This is a genomic window from Acidimicrobiales bacterium, assembly GCA_035316325.1.
In the GTDB taxonomy this organism is placed as follows: Bacteria; Actinomycetota; Acidimicrobiia; order Acidimicrobiales; family VFJN01; genus DASXTK01.
In genome coordinates, this window is the sequence record DATHJB010000015.1 from 15,953 (window position 1) to 32,871 (window position 16,919).

General features: G+C 73.6%; 17 protein-coding genes. 12 read left to right on the forward strand and 5 right to left on the reverse strand.

Features of this window, described 5'->3' with window-relative positions:
* Window positions 1-11 precede the first annotated feature (11 nt).
* Both VK611_01900 and VK611_01905 read left to right on the forward strand, forming a co-directional pair.
* Window positions 12-1,268, forward strand: a complete 1,257-nt coding sequence (locus tag VK611_01900) for a zinc-binding dehydrogenase (protein HMG40043.1) — start codon at window positions 12-14, stop codon at window positions 1,266-1,268.
* A gap of 46 nt (window positions 1,269-1,314) precedes the next feature.
* Window positions 1,315-2,286: an NAD(P)-dependent oxidoreductase gene (locus VK611_01905; GenBank protein ID HMG40044.1), complete on the forward strand. Its 972-nt coding sequence runs from the start codon at window positions 1,315-1,317 to the stop codon at window positions 2,284-2,286.
* A gap of 59 nt (window positions 2,287-2,345) precedes the next feature.
* On the opposite strand, the gene VK611_01910 is transcribed toward VK611_01905, so the two are convergent.
* From VK611_01910 to VK611_01925, 4 genes are all read right to left on the reverse strand, one after another.
* Entirely contained in the window at window positions 2,346-3,755 is a 1,410-nt protein-coding gene (locus VK611_01910; protein HMG40045.1) for a right-handed parallel beta-helix repeat-containing protein, read from the reverse strand.
* Between the two features lie 117 nt (window positions 3,756-3,872).
* Window positions 3,873-4,070 (reverse strand): ferredoxin, encoded by a 198-nt coding sequence (locus tag VK611_01915; protein HMG40046.1) that lies wholly within the window; start codon window positions 4,068-4,070, stop codon window positions 3,873-3,875.
* Window positions 4,071-4,072: 2 nt separating this feature from the next.
* On the reverse strand, window positions 4,073-5,260 hold the full coding sequence (locus tag VK611_01920) for an amidohydrolase family protein (protein HMG40047.1): 1,188 nt from the start codon (window positions 5,258-5,260) through the stop codon (window positions 4,073-4,075).
* Window positions 5,257-6,462, reverse strand: coding sequence for an amidohydrolase family protein (locus VK611_01925; protein HMG40048.1), 1,206 nt, complete (start codon window positions 6,460-6,462; stop codon window positions 5,257-5,259). The genes VK611_01920 and VK611_01925 overlap by 4 nt, the downstream gene beginning before the upstream one ends.
* Window positions 6,463-6,595: 133 nt before the next feature.
* Here VK611_01925 and VK611_01930 point away from each other — a divergent pair, with 133 nt between their 5' ends.
* Window positions 6,596-7,441 carry an amidohydrolase family protein gene (locus tag VK611_01930; GenBank protein HMG40049.1) on the forward strand — a complete coding sequence of 282 codons (846 nt, stop codon included), beginning with the start codon at window positions 6,596-6,598 and terminating at the stop codon, window positions 7,439-7,441.
* On the opposite strand, the gene VK611_01935 is transcribed toward VK611_01930, so the two are convergent.
* Window positions 7,422-7,958: a hypothetical protein gene (locus tag VK611_01935; protein ID HMG40050.1), complete on the reverse strand. Its 537-nt coding sequence runs from the start codon at window positions 7,956-7,958 to the stop codon at window positions 7,422-7,424. The two genes, VK611_01930 and VK611_01935, sit on opposite strands and share 20 nt — an antisense overlap.
* Before the next feature lie 119 nt (window positions 7,959-8,077).
* On the opposite strand from VK611_01935, the gene VK611_01940 reads away from it, so the two are divergent.
* The 9 genes from VK611_01940 (at window position 8,078) to VK611_01980 (ending at window position 16,911) form a co-directional block, all read left to right on the forward strand.
* Complete coding sequence (locus tag VK611_01940; GenBank protein ID HMG40051.1) at window positions 8,078-8,872, forward strand: hypothetical protein; 795 nt, start codon at window positions 8,078-8,080, stop codon at window positions 8,870-8,872.
* 64 nt (window positions 8,873-8,936) lie between these two features.
* Entirely contained in the window at window positions 8,937-9,797 is an 861-nt protein-coding gene (locus VK611_01945; protein HMG40052.1) for a hypothetical protein, read from the forward strand.
* Window positions 9,798-9,804: 7 nt separating this feature from the next.
* A complete protein-coding gene (locus VK611_01950) occupies window positions 9,805-10,389 on the forward strand; it encodes a hypothetical protein (GenBank protein HMG40053.1) in 585 nt (194 codons plus the stop codon).
* 41 nt (window positions 10,390-10,430) lie between these two features.
* Complete coding sequence (locus tag VK611_01955) at window positions 10,431-11,660, forward strand: MFS transporter (GenBank protein ID HMG40054.1); 1,230 nt, start codon at window positions 10,431-10,433, stop codon at window positions 11,658-11,660.
* Complete coding sequence (locus VK611_01960; protein HMG40055.1) at window positions 11,657-11,869, forward strand: hypothetical protein; 213 nt, start codon at window positions 11,657-11,659, stop codon at window positions 11,867-11,869. The genes VK611_01955 and VK611_01960 overlap by 4 nt, the downstream gene beginning before the upstream one ends.
* A 46-nt stretch (window positions 11,870-11,915) precedes the next feature.
* On the forward strand, window positions 11,916-13,451 hold the full coding sequence (locus tag VK611_01965; GenBank protein ID HMG40056.1) for a cell wall-binding repeat-containing protein: 1,536 nt from the start codon (window positions 11,916-11,918) through the stop codon (window positions 13,449-13,451).
* Between the two features lie 57 nt (window positions 13,452-13,508).
* A complete protein-coding gene (locus VK611_01970) occupies window positions 13,509-13,715 on the forward strand; it encodes a heavy-metal-associated domain-containing protein (protein ID HMG40057.1) in 207 nt (68 codons plus the stop codon).
* Complete coding sequence (locus VK611_01975; GenBank protein ID HMG40058.1) at window positions 13,712-14,647, forward strand: hypothetical protein; 936 nt, start codon at window positions 13,712-13,714, stop codon at window positions 14,645-14,647. The genes VK611_01970 and VK611_01975 overlap by 4 nt, the downstream gene beginning before the upstream one ends.
* The gene (locus tag VK611_01980; GenBank protein HMG40059.1) at window positions 14,644-16,911 is read left to right on the forward strand and encodes a heavy metal translocating P-type ATPase; all 2,268 of its coding nucleotides are present in this window, start codon (window positions 14,644-14,646) and stop codon (window positions 16,909-16,911) included. Before VK611_01975 ends, VK611_01980 begins: the two co-directional genes overlap by 4 nt.
* The last annotated feature ends 8 nt before the right edge of the window (window positions 16,912-16,919 follow it).

The window sequence follows — 16,919 nt, forward strand, 5'->3', positions numbered from 1 at the left end:
CTGTGGTGCCCATGAGGGCGCTGGTGTTCGGGGGCGACGGGAGCCTGGGCGAGCCGCTCGACCCGCGCCCCGAGAAGCCGGCGCCGGGCGCGCCCCGCCTGGTGCGGCACCTGGCCACCACGCCCATGGCCCTCCACGACGTGCCCCAGCCCGAGCTGCGGGGCCCCGAGTGGGTGGTGCTGCGGACACGGCTCACGGGGATCTGCGGCAGCGACGCCAAGCAGGTGCTCATGGACTTCGAGGGCTCCGCCGACTCCCCCATGACCGCCTTCATCTCGTTCCCCCAGGTGCTGGGCCACGAGGTGGTCGCCACCGTCGCCGAGGCCGGGGACGACGCCGGCATCGAGCCCGGCCGACGGGTGGTCCTCAACCCGTGGCTGTCGTGCGCCGTGCGGGGCCTCGACCCCGTCTGCCCGGCCTGCGCCGACGGCGACTTCTCGTTGTGCTGGCGGTTCCACGACGGCGCCCTGGCCCCCGGCATCCACTCGGGCAACTCGTCCGACGCCCCGGGCGGCTTCGCCGAGCTGCTCCCGGCGCACCGCAGCATGCTCGTCCCCGTGCCCGACGGCATCGCCGACGAGGTGGCCGTCCTCGCCGACCCCTTCTCGGTCGCCCTGCACGCCGTCACCAGGAACCCGCCCCCACCGGGCGCCGGGCGGGCCGTCGTGTACGGGGCCGGGGCACTCGGCACCTGCGCCACCGCGATCCTCCGTGCCCTGCACCCCGACGTCGAGGTGGCGGTCGTCGCCCGCTGGGACGCCCAGGCCGACCTCGCCCGCCGCCTCGGGGCGGTCACCGTCGGCCACGAACCCCAGGCCGAGGTGGTCGAGGCGCTGGCCCGCTGGTCGGGTGGCGTGTTGCGGCAGCCGTGGGAGGGGCTGCCGATCGCCTGGCCCGGCGGGGTCGACGTGGTCTACGACACGGTCGGTGCGCCCGACACGCTGGAGGTCGGGCTGCGGGTGCTGCGGGCCCGGGGGACGATCGTGCAGCTGGGGGTGTCGTCGCCGGCCCGCTGCGAGTGGACGCCCTGGTACCTGAAGGAGGCCCGGCTGGTGGGGTCGAACGCCTTCGGCATCGAGGAGGTCGACGGTGTGCGACAGCACGCCATCGCCCACTACCTCGACCTCGTCGCCGCCGAGCGGGTCGACCTCACCGGGCTGCTCACCCACACCTTCCGCCTCGACGCCTGGCGGGAGGCGTTCCGGACCCTGATCGACCAGGGCTCCACCGGCGCGATCAAGTGCGCGTTCGACCTCCGCAGCTTCTAACGCTCACGTCAGCATTCTGCGTCACCACCACCTAAGCTCCGGCGGCATGCGACCCAAGGCGCTGATCACCGCCCCGTTCCGGGGGCCGGGCGTCGAGCGGCTGCGGGAGGTCGCCGACCTGGTGATCGACCCGTGGCTCGACCACCGGCCCCTCCGCCTCTACGACGCCGCCGGGCTCGCCCGGCGCATCGACGAGGAAGGCGCCACGATCGTCGTCTGCGAGGGCGACACCGTGGCCGGCCCGGTGCTGGAGCGCCCGCTGGTCGCGATCGGCTCGGCCCGGGGCGACCCCACCAACGTCGACGTCGCCGCGGCGACGGCGGCGGGCATCCCCGTGCTGCACGCCCCGGGGCGCAACGCCGACGCCGTCGCCGAGCTGACCGTCGGACTGCTGCTGGCGGTCACCCGGCGGATCGTCCCCGCCGACCGCGACGTGCGCGACGGCGAGGTCTACCGCGACGGCACCATCCCCTACCAGCGGTTCCGGGCCTGGCAGCTGCAGGGCCGCACCGTCGGGCTCGTCGGCCTCGGGGCGGTGGGCCGGGCGACGCGCTGGCGTCTCGAAGGCCTCGGCATGCGGGTGATCGCCGCCGACCCCTACGCCCCCGACGCCACCCACTCGCTCGACGACCTCCTGGCCGAGGCCGACGTCGTGTCGATGCACGCCAAGGTGACGCCCGAGACGACCGGGCTGATCGACCGGGCCGCGCTGGCGAAGCTGCGGGAGGGCGCGGTCTACGTGAACACCGCCCGGGCGGTGCTGCACGACCTCGACGCCCTCACCGAGGCGCTGGTCGACGGGCGGCTCGCCGGCGCCGGCCTCGACCACTTCGAGGGCGAGCGGCTCGACACGGCCCACCCACTCGTCAAGCTCCCCAACGTCGTGCTCACCCCGCACATCGGCGGCGCCACCTACGACACCGAGGCGAACCACACGGCGCTGCTGGCCGACGACCTGGTCCGGATCCTCGCCGGCACCCGGCCCGATCACATCGTCAACCCCGAGGTCCTCGGGTAACCGGCAAGCGAAATGTGCACGGAAACGCACGGAAACCGTGCGTTCCGGTGCACATTTCGTCACCGCACGCAGGGCGGGAGCGGGCCGAGGACCGGGAGCGTGAGGTCGGGGGTCTCGGCGGGCGGGCCGCCGCCCGGGCCGGCGGGGGCGACGGCGATCACGAACACGAACGGCGACCGGGGCGGTTCGACGCCCTCGCACAAGGGGGCCGGGGCGCCGTCGGCCAGGTTGCCCGAGTCGACCGTGGAGGCGTGGCCCGTCACCCACCGGTAGGGGTCCGGGTTGCCGGCGATGTCGGCCACGTTGTCGACCAGCTGCGTACCGGTGACCGGCCGCTCCAGCACGGTGGTCCGCAGCGGCGTCCCCACGACGACGGCGTGCCGGTCCGGCCCCGCGCCCGTGAACACGTTGGCCTCGACAGTGTTGCCGTCGTCCTCCACCCGGATCCCGTACACGACGTCGTGGAACCGGTTGGCCCGCACCGTGTTGTCGTCGGCCCGGTCGAGCACCATCCGCCGCAGCGGCTCGTCGACGTACGCCTCGTCGGTGCAGCTCATCGGCAGGGTGTTCTCGCCCATCCGGGACCCGATCCACACGCCGTTGGTGCCGCCGAAGAACTCGTTGCCCTCGATCAGGTTGTGCTCCGACGGGTAGCGGCGCTCGAAGTACTGGGGCCGCTCCGGGTACTCGCCGCAGTTCTTGTAGAGGAAGATCCCGCCGGCCGAGTTCCCGTGGAAGGCGTTGCCGACGATCGTGTTCTCGTAGGAGCCGTCCACCGAGATGCCCTCCCGGCCGATCCCCCAGAACCACAGGTCGACCCCGGCGAACGTGAACGGCTGGCCGCCCGGGCCGTTCTCCCGGTAGCCGTTGTCGACGATGACGTTGCCCTCGACGCGGCTGCGCCGGGAACCGGTCTCCAGGTAGATGCCGCTGCTGCCGGCCCCGTGGACCTGGCTGTCACGGATCGTGACGCCCTCCACGTAGCCGTCGACGAAGACCCCCACGCCCCGCGAGCCCCGGAACGTCGAGCGCTCGATCACGATGTCGGACGTCCCGTTCTCGTACTCCACGCCCTCGGGCAGGGTGCGGAAGCCGACCCGGGTGACCCGCAGCGAGTTCGTGAAGCCGCCCTCCACGTGGCAGTTCCGGATGGTCACGTCGTGCAGCGGCGTGTCGATCGGCGTCGACACCAGGATCCCGCTCCCGCCGGGGGTTCCTGTCGTGCGGATCGCCGCGCCCTGGCAGTCGAGGGTGACGTCCGACGCCGTGACGTCGAGGCCGCGCGTGTAGTCGCACGCCGGGTCGAGGTGCGACGTGACGGTGACCTGCACCCGCTCGCCGGCCCGGTCGCAGCCGACCAGCACCGAGCCCTCGCCGGGCGGCGGCAGCGGCTCCGGCTCGCAGGCGACCACGCCCACCAGCGCCATGCCGACCACCAGCCCCGTCCCCCACGACCGGTTCCTGCCCACCCCGCGCCCTCCCTCACGAGACCTGCTGCTGCGGCGGTGAGCGTACGTGGGCCGCCTCCGGGAGCCACCGCCCGGCGCGATCCGTCATCGCCTGGTCACCGACCCGACATCGCTCCGTCAGTCCCCGGTGGTGATCGCTTCCTCGGGGCAGTTGGCCGCGGCCTTGCGTGCCGCCGCCTCGAGGCCCGGCGGCACGTCGCCGTCGTCGACGCGGACGGCCCCGTAGCCCTCGTCGTCGGCGTCGAACACCTCGGGGGCGAGCATGTAGCAGCGCCCGTGCCCCGTGCACCGCTCCCGGTCGAGCGTGATCCGCATGGTCAGGCCGCGATGCCCAGCAGCCCGGCGAGGTTGCCGCCCATGATGCGGGCGACGTCGGCACGGGGCAGGCCGTCGGGCAGGTCGTCGACGAACGACAGCGGGTCCGCCATCCCCTCGGGGTGCGGGAAGTCGGAGCCGAACAGCACCCGGTCGCTGCCGATCGCCTCGATGAGCCCCGCCAGGCCGTCCTCCCAGAACGGGTTGACGTAGACGTTGCGGTTGAAGGTCTCCACCGGGTGCTCGGGGAACTCGTGGGGCATCTTCTTGTAGGTGCCCGCGAAGTTCGCGATCAGCGGCCGCACCCAGGCACCGCCGTTCTCGACCGTGGCGATGCGCACGTCGGGGAAGCGGGTGAGCGCCCCGTGGCACACCAGCGCCGCCATCGTGTCCATGATCGGGCGGCTGCCCATCACCATCGAGCGGAACGGGTTCGGCTTGAACGGCAGGAACTCGCCCCGCCCCTCCCACATGCCGGCGATGTCGGCGTAGCCGGAGTCGGACGCGTGCATCGCCACCAGCACCCCCGCCTCCTGGATGCGGGCCCACAGCGGGTCGAACTCGGGCATCCCGGGCGACCGCGGCCCCCGCAGGCCCCACGCCGGCGCCGGGCGGATGAGCACGGCCCGGGCGCCGCGCTCCAGGCACCACTCCAGCTCCTCGACCGCCTTCTCGACGATGGGCAGGGTGATCACCGGCGTGGCGAAGATGCGGTCCTCGTAGTTGAACGTCCACTCGTCGTGGAGCCAGCGGTTGAAGGCGTGGACCGCGGCGTGGGCGAGGTCCGGGTCGTCGCGCATCCGCTCCTCCAGCAGGCTGGCGAGCGTGGGGAACATCAGCGCGGCGTCGATGCCCAGGTCGTCGAGCTTGGCGAGCCGGCTCACGGGCTCGCGGGCCCAGTCGGGGCAGCGGATGGGGTCGCCGGTGAGCTCCCGCAGCGTCTTGCCGTCGGGGTTGCCCCGCCGGTACAGCTCCTCGTGGGCGCCGGGCGCGGCCACCACCTCGAAGGTGGGGTTGGGGATGTAGTCGCTGATCGTGCCCCGGATGGCGATCTTGGTGCGCCCGTTGATCTGCACGTACTGGACGGCCTTGCGGTGCTCCTCCGGGAGGTAGCGGGTGAAGGCCTCCGGGGTCTCGTAGAGGTGGTTGTCGGCGTCGACCACCGTGTAGTCGATGTCGTGCCGGGTCATGCCATCAGCTCCAGGACGTTGTCGCGCATCACCTTGCGCACCTCGGCGTCGTCGAAGGTCGGGATGTCCTTCACGTAGTCGGTGGGCTCGGGCAGCCCCTCGGCGTGCGGGAAGTCGGACCCGAACAGCAGCCGCTCGATGCCCAGCACGTCCTTCAGGAGCGCCATGTCGTCCTCGTAGTAGGGCGCCACCCAGACCTGCCGCTTGAACTGCTCGACCGGATGCTCCTCGAACGAGAACGGCATCTTCCCGTAGCCGTCGGTGAGGGCGCGCAGCAGGGAGGGCACCCACATGGCGCCGTTCTCGATCGACGCCAGGCGCAGGTGCGGGAAGCGCTCGAGGACGCCGTGGCAGATCAGCGCGGCGAAGGTGTCGGAGATGCCCCGCTCCTGGAAGGCGACCAGTGGGAACACGGCGTGCTTGAAGCCCTCGAAGTCGCCGCCGCCCGAGCCCGAGCCGGGGTCGGTGGTGCGCCAGACCTTGCCGTACTGCTGCACGCCGCTGAGCCCGGCGTGCAGCGCCATGGGGACGCCGGCCTCGTCGAGCTGCGCCCACACCGGGTCGAAGCGGGGGTGGCCGGGCGACACGTAGCCCTCGCCGTCGGGCACCGGGCCGGGCACCATCACCAGGATGCGGGCGCCGGCGGCGAGCACCCGCTCGACCTCCTGCGCGGCCAGGGCGGGGTCGGCGAGCGTGATCATGGGCGCGGCGTAGAGGCGACCGTCGCCGCGGTCGAAGCCCCAGTCGTCGTCGAGCCAGCGGTTGAAGGCGGTGAAGGCGGCGTGGAGCGCGGGGACGTCGCGCTTGAGCGCCTCCTGCATGCCGACGCCGAGGGTCGGGAACAGCAGTGCGCCCTCGAGGCCCTGCTCGTCCATGAGGCGGAGGCGGGCGGCGCGGTCGCGGTAGCCGGGGTGCTCGGACAGCGGGTCGAGGTCGCCGAACATCGTCTTGAGGTCGAGCCCGTCGGTGTTGCGGCCCCGGAAGTAGTCCTCGAGGCTGCCGGGCCTGGCGATCGGGTCGAAGCGCGGGTTGGGGATGAACTTGTTGACCTTCCCCCCGACGAGGAGGCGTCGCTTGCCGCCCACCTCGGCCCACTGCATGCACCGCTTGGCCATCGCCGGCTCGATGTAGCGGATGAACGCGTCCTCGGCTTCGTAGTAGTGGTTGTCGGCGTCGAACGCCTTGAAGTCCAGTGCGGCCACGTCGCGATGTTACCCGCAGTCGTGACGTGAGTGTTAGAGAACTGGCTCGTCAGGAGGAGGCCCGCGCGTGGCGCCCACCGCCCTACCGTGGTGCGCCGGTTTCTGACGCTCACGTCAGGTTAGGCTCGCCGTCATGGTGCTCGACGCGTGGGTCAACCTCCTGCCCGAAGGCTTCGCCGAGGCGTGGGGAGCACGGGAGGAGAACGCCTCCGTCGCCCGCCTGTTCGGCGACGACCTGGCCCAGGACCGCACGGTCGAGCAGCTGCTCGCCGCCATGGACGAAGCCGGCGTCGACACCGCCGTGCTCACCGGCGGCCTCGGCGACCCCGAGCGGATGCACCGGCGGGGTGCCCATGCCGCCGAGGACCTCCTGGCCCTGGCCGACGCGCACCCGGGCCGGTTCCTCGTGTCGGCCGTGGTCGACCGGGCGACGCGGCCCGTCGAGAACTGCCGCCGCATCCGGGAGCTGGCCCAGCACGACCGGTTCGCCCTCGTGCGGGTGACGCCGCTGGTCGAGCAGTACGAGCTGAACCACCGCCTCTACTACCCCGTGTACGCCACGTGCGCCGAGCTGGGGCTGCCGGTGTCGGTGAACGTGGGCGTGCCGGGGCCGCAGGTGCGGTCGCGCTGCCAGGACCCGGTGCTGCTGGAGGACCTGCTGATCGACTTCCCCGACCTCACCGTCGTCGGCGCCCACATGGGGCACCCGTACGAGGGGCTGCTGATCCAGTACATGCTCAAGTGGCCAGAGCTGTTCCTGATGACGTCGGCCTACCTGGCCACCTACATGGACCCGGCGCTGGTGCGGTTCATGGACTCCTCCCGGGGGCGGGGCCGGGTGTGGTTCGCCTCCGACCACCCCGTCATCGCCGCCGGCCGCGCCCTCGACGCCGCCCGCAAGCTCCCCCTCTCCCCCGACTCGATGGCCGAGTTCCTCGACACCTCCGCCCGCCGCGCCCTCACCCGCGGCTCGGGGTGACCCAGATCGCTTGGTAGAGGTAGCCCTCCGGGCCGGGGCTCTCGTAGCTGAAGCGCACCGCCAGCCCGACCGGCAGGGGTCGCCGGATGCTGTTCGGGACGTTCGACTCGTGGGCGAACACGTCGCCGGCGAGCTCAGGCGAGGCGAGCACGCCCCAGCCGGTCTCGTCGTGCCAGGCCACCACCCGGCCGTCGACCGGGCCCCGCTGGTCGGCCTTCGCGAACCCGGCGGTGTGCTGGCCCGGGCGTTGCGGTGAGCTGCTGGGCGGGCGGTCCCGCAGGGCGGCGGAGAGGAGCAGGTCGACCGCGGTGTAGAGGCCCACCACCACGAACGGCGCCGCGAACGCCATCTTCCACAGCCGGGCGATGTGGGCGTTCTCCTCCGTCGAGCACTCCTCGCCCCAGGTGGCGCACAGCCCCGAGACCAGCGCCGTGTACCCCAGCACCACACCGACGGCGATGCCGACCACCGTCGCCACCACGTATCCGACCCCTCGTCCCCCTGCCCCGTCTCCCATGCCTCCACCATCCGCCTCCGGGACGCCCCGGCCCACCCGGGCTGGCCCCCGGTTCCCGGTGGGGTGACGGGACGGGGGTGACGGTTCGGGGGGCGAGGGGGCGGTCTAGGGTCGGCGCCGTGCGGCGGCTGAAACGGATGGCGACCCTCGGCGCCGTGGTCGGGGTGGGGTTGGTCGGCGGGTCGGAGGCGGCCGCCCAGGAACCTGCCGTCGAGCTGACGCCGCTGCCGGGCGACGTCGCCGCGGCGATCGTCGAGGACGGGTGGTACGCCGATCCCGAGTCGGTCGGGGATCGGGAGCAGCTGGACCAGGTCGCCGAGCGGCTGGCGAACCAGGGCGAGCCGATGGGGTTCGCGCTGCTGGCCGAGGAGCCGCCCGGGTCGAGCCCCGCGTATGCCGAGGACGTGCTCGACGCCCTGCCCTCCCAGCCCGGGCAGCGCGTCCGCACGGTCGTGGTGCTGTCGGACGCCGACGTGGGCGTCGTCAGCGACTTCTGGAGCGACCAGGCGATCGACGACGCCCTCGACGAGACGATCGACGACCTGCGCGCCGACCCCACCGACGGCCTCGAAGCCCTCGCCGACGCCCTGGCGGCCGCGCCGTCCGGGTTCGACGACGGCGGGAGCGACACGGGCGACGACGACAGCGGCCCGAACACCGGCCTGATCGCGCTCGGCGTCGTCGCGCTCGGCGGCGTGGCGCTGGCCAGCCGCTACTGGTCGAGCTCGACGGGTGGCGACGGCTACGACGACAGCTACGGCGACTCCTACGACGACGGTGGCTCGTCCCGAGCCCGCCGCCTGCGCCGGTCGTCGTTCCGCCGGTCCTCCAGCAGCCGCCGCAGCTCGAGCGGCGGGTCGAGCCGCAGGTCGTCCAGCGGGTCCCGTCGCGGGCGCGGTGGCCGGCGCCTCTGACGGCCGGCGGCGTACCCCACCAGGTGACTGCTGCCGACCACTGGCGTCACCTACTGTGGTCCGAATGTGCGGAAAGTGCCTGAAGAGGTCGTCTTCGGTCGCGATCGCGGGCCTGGTGGCCCTGTTCGCCGCCGCCTGCTCGTCGGACGACGACGGCGGCGCCGAGGTCGACGCCCAGGTCACCGACCGGTTGGCGACGGCAGCCGAGGGCATCGAGGCGGCCGACGGCCTGCACGTCGAGATGCGGTTCGTCCTCTACGAGGGCGGCGAGAGCGACAGCACCGGCGCCGAGCCCGACCAGGCCACCTGCATGGCGGCGTCGTTCGAGCCCGCCGCCACCACGGAGACCGGTGAGCGTGCCCACATGAACTTCGGCACCCCCCACGAGGACTACGCCAACTACGGCTGCCTGCTCGGCAGCACGTTCACCGTCGACGGCACCCGGGTCTACGCCCACACCGACGAGCCCGCCCCCGGCACGTCGAACGGCCTGCTGTCGCGGGTCGGTGAGACCACCCCCGAGCTCGTCGACGAGCTGACGGCCCTCGACTCCGACGCGGGCGCGGAGCTCGCCGCCCTCGTGGAGTCCGGCGCCACAGGGGTCGAGGAGGTCGACGACGACACCGTCACCTTCGAGATCGACCCCGACGAGCTCGCCGACAACGCCCCACCCGAGGCCGCCACCGAAGAGCCCGCCGACACCGTCACGCTCACCGCGGCCTACGACCCCGAGGCCCCCGAGCAGCTGGCGTCGCTCGAGTTCGAGCTCACCGCCGGCGACACCACCGCGATCATCACCTACTACTACGCGGACTACAACCAACCCCAGGAGGTGGAGATCCCCGTGGCGCCCTACATCACGCCCGACGTGACCCCGCTCCGGTCGCTCGACGAGCTGCAGGCCTTCGTCGGCCTGAACGCGTAGGCCCGCGGTGCGCACCCGAGCCTGGCTCGCGACGGTCCCGGTCCTGCTCCTGACGGTGGGCGCCTGCGGTGGCGACGACGACGGCGATGGCGGCGGGGGGCTCTCCATGGGCAGCCTGAGCGACGCCGGCGACACCTGCCCGGTCGACCTGGGCGCCGCCGTGGTCGACGCCGGCATGACCGACGACGCCGGCGACGTCGCCGTCGAGGTGACCGAGGGCTCCGGCGACGGCGGCCAGGACGACTCGGCGATCGACCAGTTCGGCGGCACCCTCGTCGAGTGCACCGTGGCGGTCGACGACGGCGAGGCGACCGCCATCGTGTTCGCCACCGAGCGACCCAGCGCCGTCAACCTGCTGCTCCCCCAGATGTCGGCCGACCTCGGGTTGGCCAGCGACGTCCTGCTCGACGTCGCGGAACGGGCGGAGGACGCCGAGACCGGCGAGCTGCTCGACCTCGGCGCCGACGGACCCGCCGCCGCGGCCCCGATCGAGGTGGGCGACGCCGAGTCGGCCGTCCTCTACGTGTCGGCCCCGGATGCGACGCCGGAGCAGGTTCGGTCGGCCGCAGAGGCCATGCTCGACACCCTCTGAGCACATCTCGCGACCTGGGTCGCATCCTCACCTCCCGCACCCTGCGCGGGTTCGCGGACGGGTTCGTCAGCGTCCTCCTCGCCCAGTACCTCGCCGAGCTGGGCTTCTCGCCGGTCGAGATCGGCGCCGTCGTCACCGCGACCCTGGTCGGCAGCGCCGCGTTGACGCTCTCGTTCGGCCTCACCGCCCACCGGTTGCGCCTGCGGACGCTCCTGCTGGCGGCGTCGGTGATGATGGCGGCCACCGGTCTCGGGTTTGCCTCGCTCACCGGCTACTGGCCGTTGCTGGTGGTCGCCGCGGTCGGCACGCTCAACCCGAGCTCCGGCGACGTCAGCGTGTTCCTCCCGACCGAGCAGGCGCTCGTCGCCAACCAGGTCACGGCCACCGCCCGGCCCCGGGTGTTCGCCCGCTACAACCTGGCCGGGCTGCTCGCCGGCGCCTTCGGGGCACTCTTCTCCGGGCTGCCGCAGCTGGCCGCGGACCGGTTCGGGTGGTCGGTCCTGAGCGCCCAACGGCTGGGCTTCGTCGGCTACGCCGTGGTCGGGGTCGTGGTGTTCGCCCTGTACCGCGGCCTCCGCGTCGACCAGGACCCGGTGGCGACAGACGGGGACCCGGGCTCGTCACCGCCGGAGCGGCGGAAGGCGCTGGGCTCGTCGCGGCGCACGGTCCTGGAGCTGGCCGCGCTGTTCAGCCTCGACTCCGCCGGCAGCGGGTTCGTGGTGACGTCGATCCTGGTGCTGTGGCTGCACCTGCGCTTCGACCTCGGCGCCGGGGCGACGGGCACGATCTTCTTCGCGACCGGCCTGCTCGGCGCGTGCTCGCAGCTCCTCGCACCCCGCCTGGCGGCGCGGATCGGGCTCATCCGCACCATGGCGTACACCCACATGCCCGCCAACGCCCTGCTGGTGCTGGCGGCGTTCGCCCCGAGCGGCCCGGTCGCCGTGGCGCTCCTGCTCACGAGGTCGCTGTTCTCCCAGATGGACGTGCCGGCCCGACAGTCCTTCGTGATGACCGTCATCCCCGAGGAGCGACGGCCGGCCGCCTCGAGCATCACCAACGTGCCCCGCAGCCTCGCCTCGGCGGCCACCCCGCTCCTCGCCGGGTCGCTGCTCGGCGCCTCGACGTTCGGGTGGCCCCTGGTCATCGCCGGCACGACGAAGCTGACCTACGACCTGCTGCTCGTCGTGCTCTACCGCCACGTCCCCGAGCAGCCGGGCGCCACCCGCGTTCAGGCCCGGTTCAGCGACGTGCGCGACGGTGGACCTCGATGAGCCCTCCACGCCCGACTCCCTGGTGGCGGCAGGTCTTCCACTGGCCGCTGTTCGTCGTCCTGGCCGCGGTGCACATCGTGTACCTGCCGCTGGTGCTCAGCGAGCGCGAGGACGACGTCGTCTCGATCGTCGCCGGCCTCGTCTACCTGGGCCTCGCCCTGGCCGACCTGCGCCTCCGCCGCACGCCGTCCCGACCTCGCTCCGGCTGAGCCCGGGGCCCGGGGCCCGGGGCCCGGGGGTTAGCGTCGCCCCCTGGTGCGAGAGCGGAGGAGTCCCGGGACGACGTGGCGGGCGGTCGTGGCCGTCGCACTCCTGTGGGCTGTGGCCCCCGGCTCGGACGACGCACCGGACGACGCACCGGACGGGGAGGACGACGCCGGTCCCCCGAAGCCCCTCGCCGTCGAGGTCACCGGCCCGACGGAGCCGACGGTCGTGGTGGTGGGCGACACGGCGGCCGACCTGGCCCTCGCCACCAGCGAAGCCGTGTTCGAGGCGGCCCCGATCGTGGTCGTGGCCCCGGCCGACGACCCCGATGCCCAGGCCCGGGCCGCCGTCACCGCCGTCGACCTCTCGGCCCCCTTGCTGCTCACCATCGGAGCCGCCACCGACCCGGTAGCCGACGAGCTGACCCGGCTGGGGACCGAAACCGTCGTCGCGTTCGGTGAGGAGGTGGCCGACTGGGCCGGGGAGATCGACGACGGGCCCGAGGTCGTCGTCGCTCCCGCCGGCGAGGGCGAGCTGCCGGCGACCGAGCTCGACGCACCGCTGGAGGACGTGCTGGTCGTCGTCGGGAACGACCCGACCGCCACCGCGGCGACGGCCACCGCCCGCAGCAGCGGCGCCCGGGTCGTCACCGTCGCCGGCGGCGATCCCCGCGCCGACCCGGCCGCCATCGAGGCCCTCGCCGCCGACCCACCCGATCGGGTGCTGGCCGTCGGCAAGCAGTTCGGCCCGGCCGAGATCCTCCGTCGCCGGCTCGACGTCGCCGCCACCGGGGTCCAGCTCCCCGGCGGCGGCCAGGTGCTCTTCCCGCACCGGCGCATGGCGGCTCTCTACGGTCACCCCGGCGCGCCCGCCCTCGGGGTCCTGGGCGAGCAGCCGCTCGACGCCAGCGTCGCCCGCGCCCGCCAGCTGGCCGGCAGCTACGACGGCCTCGTCGCCCAGCCCGTGGTGCCGGCGTTCGAGATCATCGCCACCGTCGCCTCCAGCGCGCCCGGGCCCGACGGCAACTACGCCAACGAGTCGAGCGTCGACGAGCTGCGCCCCTGGGTCGACGCCGCGGGGCGAGCGGGGGTCTACGTCGTCCTCGACATCCAGCCCGGCCGCACGGACTTCCTCACCCAGGCCCAGCGCTACGAGGAGCTCCTGCGCCAACCCCACGTCGGCCTGGCCCTCGACCCCGAGTGGCGGCTCGGGCCCCAGCAGCGCCACCTCGAGCAGATCGGCACGGTCGACGCCGCCGAGGTGAACGCCGTCGCCGCCTGGCTGGCGCAGCTCACCCGCACCCACCACCTCCCCCAGAAGCTGCTGCTCCTGCACCAGTTCCAGACCCGCATGATCACCCACCGCCCGCTGGTCGACACCGGCCACGACGAGCTGGCGGTCCTCGTCCACGCCGACGGCTTCGGCACCCACGCCCAGAAGCTCGCCACCTGGGGCCGGATGCTGGTCGACCCGCCGCCCGGGGTCTGGTGGGGCTGGAAGAACTTCTACGACGAGGACCAGCCCATGCTCACCCCGGCCGAGACCGCCGCCATCCAGCCATCGGTGCTGTTCGTCTCCTACCAGTGACGCCCGGGCCGGCGGTCGTCGGTTGTCAGATACCCCCCACCCCTATATGGTGTCGCCATGAGCGAGCGCACCTTCACCGTGACGGGCATGACGTGCGACCACTGCGTCGCCGCAGTGCAGGCCGAGGTGGCGAGCCTGCCGGGCGTGACCGGCGTCGCGGTCGACATGAGGAGCGGCCGGGTGACGGTCGCCAGCGACCAGCCCCTCGACGACGTGGCGGTGCACGCCGCGGTCGAGGAAGCCGGTTACGAGGTCGGCGGATGACGCCGCTCGCGAAGCTCACCGCCTACGTGGTCGTGCTGGGCACGGTCGTCGGGGGCGGGGCGGCCGTCGGGAACGCCGTCGGGCCGATCGACGACGCCGCCGACGAGGCACCCGCACACGACGACGCGCACGAATCGGGCGCCGATGCCGACACGGACGCCGCGGCGCACGAGGCAGGCCCGACCGACGCCGAGCACGCGGGCGACGAGCAGCCGCTGCCCGGCGGCGTCCTGGTCGCCGACCAGGGTTACCGGATCGAGGCCGACGAGACGATCCTGGCGGCCGGGTCGGCCCAGCCGTTCACGTTCCGCATCACGGGGCCCGACGGCGCGCCGGTGCACGGGTTCGTCGACGACCACGAGCGCGAGCTCCACCTCATCGTGGTGGGCTCCGACCTGGGCACCTACGCCCACCTGCACCCCTCGCGGGCGGACGACGGCACCTGGAGCATCGAGCTGCCGGCGCTGGCGCCCGGGACCTACCGGGCCTTCGCCGACTTCGCCGTGGCCGACGGCCCCGAGCTGACCCTCGGCGTCGACCTGGCGGTGCCCGGCACGGCGACGTTCGCCGCGCTGCCCGCCCCGGACCCGACCGCCGCCGTCGCCGACGGCTACGAGGTGACGATCGCCGGCGCACCCGAGGCCGGCGCCACCAGCGAGGTCGAGCTGACCGTCACCAAGGACGGCCGGCCCGTCACCGACCTGCAGCCCTACCTCGGAGCGTTCGGGCACCTGGTCGCCATCCGCGGCGGCGACCTCGCCTACCTGCACGTGCACCCGGTGGGCGAGGCCGTGCACGACGGATCGGCCCGGGGTGGGCCGTCGGTCCGCTTCGCCCTCGAGGTGCCCTCGCCGGGCGACTACCGGCTGTTCTTCGACTTCTCGCACGGCGACGAGGTCCGCACCGCGGCCTTCACCGTGGAGGTGCCATGACCACCGCCACCCGCGTCGACCTCGCCATCGGCGGGATGACCTGCGCCTCCTGCGCAGCCCGCGTCGAGAAGCGCCTCAACCGGCTCGACGGCGTGACCGCGTCGGTCAACTACGCCACCGAGCAGGCCCGCGTCGAGGTGGCGGGCGACGCCGTGGCCCCGGAGGACCTGATCGCCGCGGTCGAGGCGGCGGGCTACACGGCCCGCCTGCCGCAACCCACCGGCCCCGCCGGAGCGGCGAGCGGGACCGACGCCGACCAGCCCGACGAGGCCGAGATCGCCACCCGGTCGCTGCTCGGCCGGCTGCTGTGGTCGACCGTGCTCACGGTCCCCGTCGTGGTGCTGGCGATGGTGCCGAGCTGGCAGTTCGACTACTGGCAGTGGCTGTCGCTGACGTTGGCGGCGCCGGTCGTGATCTGGGGCGCGGCGCCCTTCCACCGGGCCGCCTGGCTCAACCTGCGCCACGCCACCGCCACCATGGACACGCTGGTCTCGGTGGGCACACTGGCGGCCTTCGGCTGGTCGCTCTACGCCCTGTTCCTGGGCGAGGCCGGCGTGACCGGCATGACCCACGGGTTCTCGCTCCGGCCGGAGCGGGGCATGGGCGACAGTCAGATCTACCTGGAGGTCGCCGCCGGCGTCACCGTGTTCCTCCTGGCCGGCCGCTACTTCGAGGCCCGTGCCAAGCGGCGGTCGGGCGCGGCGCTGCGGGCCCTGCTGGAGCTCGGCGCCAAGGACGTCGCCGTCCGTCGCGACGGCGAGGAGGTGCGGGTGCCGGTCGACCAGCTGGTGGTGGGCGACGAGTTCGTCGTCCGGCCGGGCGAGAAGGTGGCCACCGACGGCGTCGTCGTCGAGGGCTCCTCCGCCATCGACGCCTCGCTGCTGACCGGCGAGAGCGTGCCGGTCGAGGTCGGGCCGGGCGACGAGGTGGTCGGGGCGACCGTCAACGCCGGCGGCCGACTGGTCGTGCGGGCCACCCGGGTCGGCGCCGACACCGCCCTGGCGCAGATCGCCCGGCTGGTGCAGGACGCGCAGTCCGGGAAGGCGCCGGTGCAGCGCCTGGCCGACCAGGTGGCGGCGGTGTTCGTCCCGGTCGTGATCGCCCTGGCGGCGGCCACGCTGGGCTTCTGGCTGGGTGCCGACGGCGACGCCGCCGCGGCCTTCACCGCCGCAGTGGCGGTGCTGATCATCGCCTGCCCCTGCGCCCTGGGGCTCGCCACCCCGACCGCGCTCATGGTCGGCACGGGCCGGGGTGCCCAGCTGGGCATCCTCGTCAAGGGGCCCGACGTCCTCGAGGCGACGCGGCGGGTCGACACCGTCGTGCTCGACAAGACCGGCACCGTCACCACCGGCCACATGGCCCTGGTCGACGTCGCCACCACCGGCGACACGTCCGTCGAGGAGGCGTTGCGGCTCGTCGGCTCGCTGGAGGACGCCTCCGAGCACCCCGTCGCCCGGGCCGTCGCGAGTGGTGCCAGGGACCGGGGCGTAGCGCTCGTGCCGGTCGAGGGTTTCGCCAACACCCAGGGCCTGGGTGTGCAGGGCGTCGTCGACGGCCACGCCGTGCTGGCCGGCCGGGAGCAGTTCCTCGCCGACTGGGCACTCCACCTACCGGCCGAGCTGGCCTCGGCGAGAGCCGATGCCGAGGCCGAGGGGCGGACCGCCGTGCTGGCGGGCTGGGACGGCGCGGTCCGGGCCGTGTTGGTGGTCGCCGACACGGTGAAGCCGACGTCGGCCGAGGCGGTGCGCGAGCTGCGGGCGCTCGGGCTGCGGCCGGTGCTGCTCACCGGCGACAACCGGCGGGCCGCCGACGCGGTCGCCGGCCAGGTGGGTATCGACGAGGTCGTGGCCGAGGTGCTGCCCCAGGACAAGGTCGACGTCGTCCGGCGACTCCAGGACGAGGGCCGGGTCGTCGCCATGGTCGGCGACGGGGTCAACGACGCCGCGGCGCTCGCCCAGGCCGACCTGGGCCTGGCCATGGGCACCGGCACCGACGTGGCGATCGAGGCCTCCGACCTGACGCTGGTGCGCGGCGACCTGCGGGTGGCGGCTGACGCCATCCGCCTGTCCCGCCGGACGCTCGGCACGATAAGGACCAACCTGTTCTGGGCCTTCGCCTACAACCTCGCCGCCCTGCCGCTGGCCGCCGCGGGGCTGCTCAACCCGATGATCGCGGGGGCCGCGATGGCGCTGTCCAGCGTCTTCGTCGTCTCCAACAGCCTGCGACTGCGCCGCTTCCGGGCCCGGTCGTCGTCCACTCCCTAGGAGGTTCC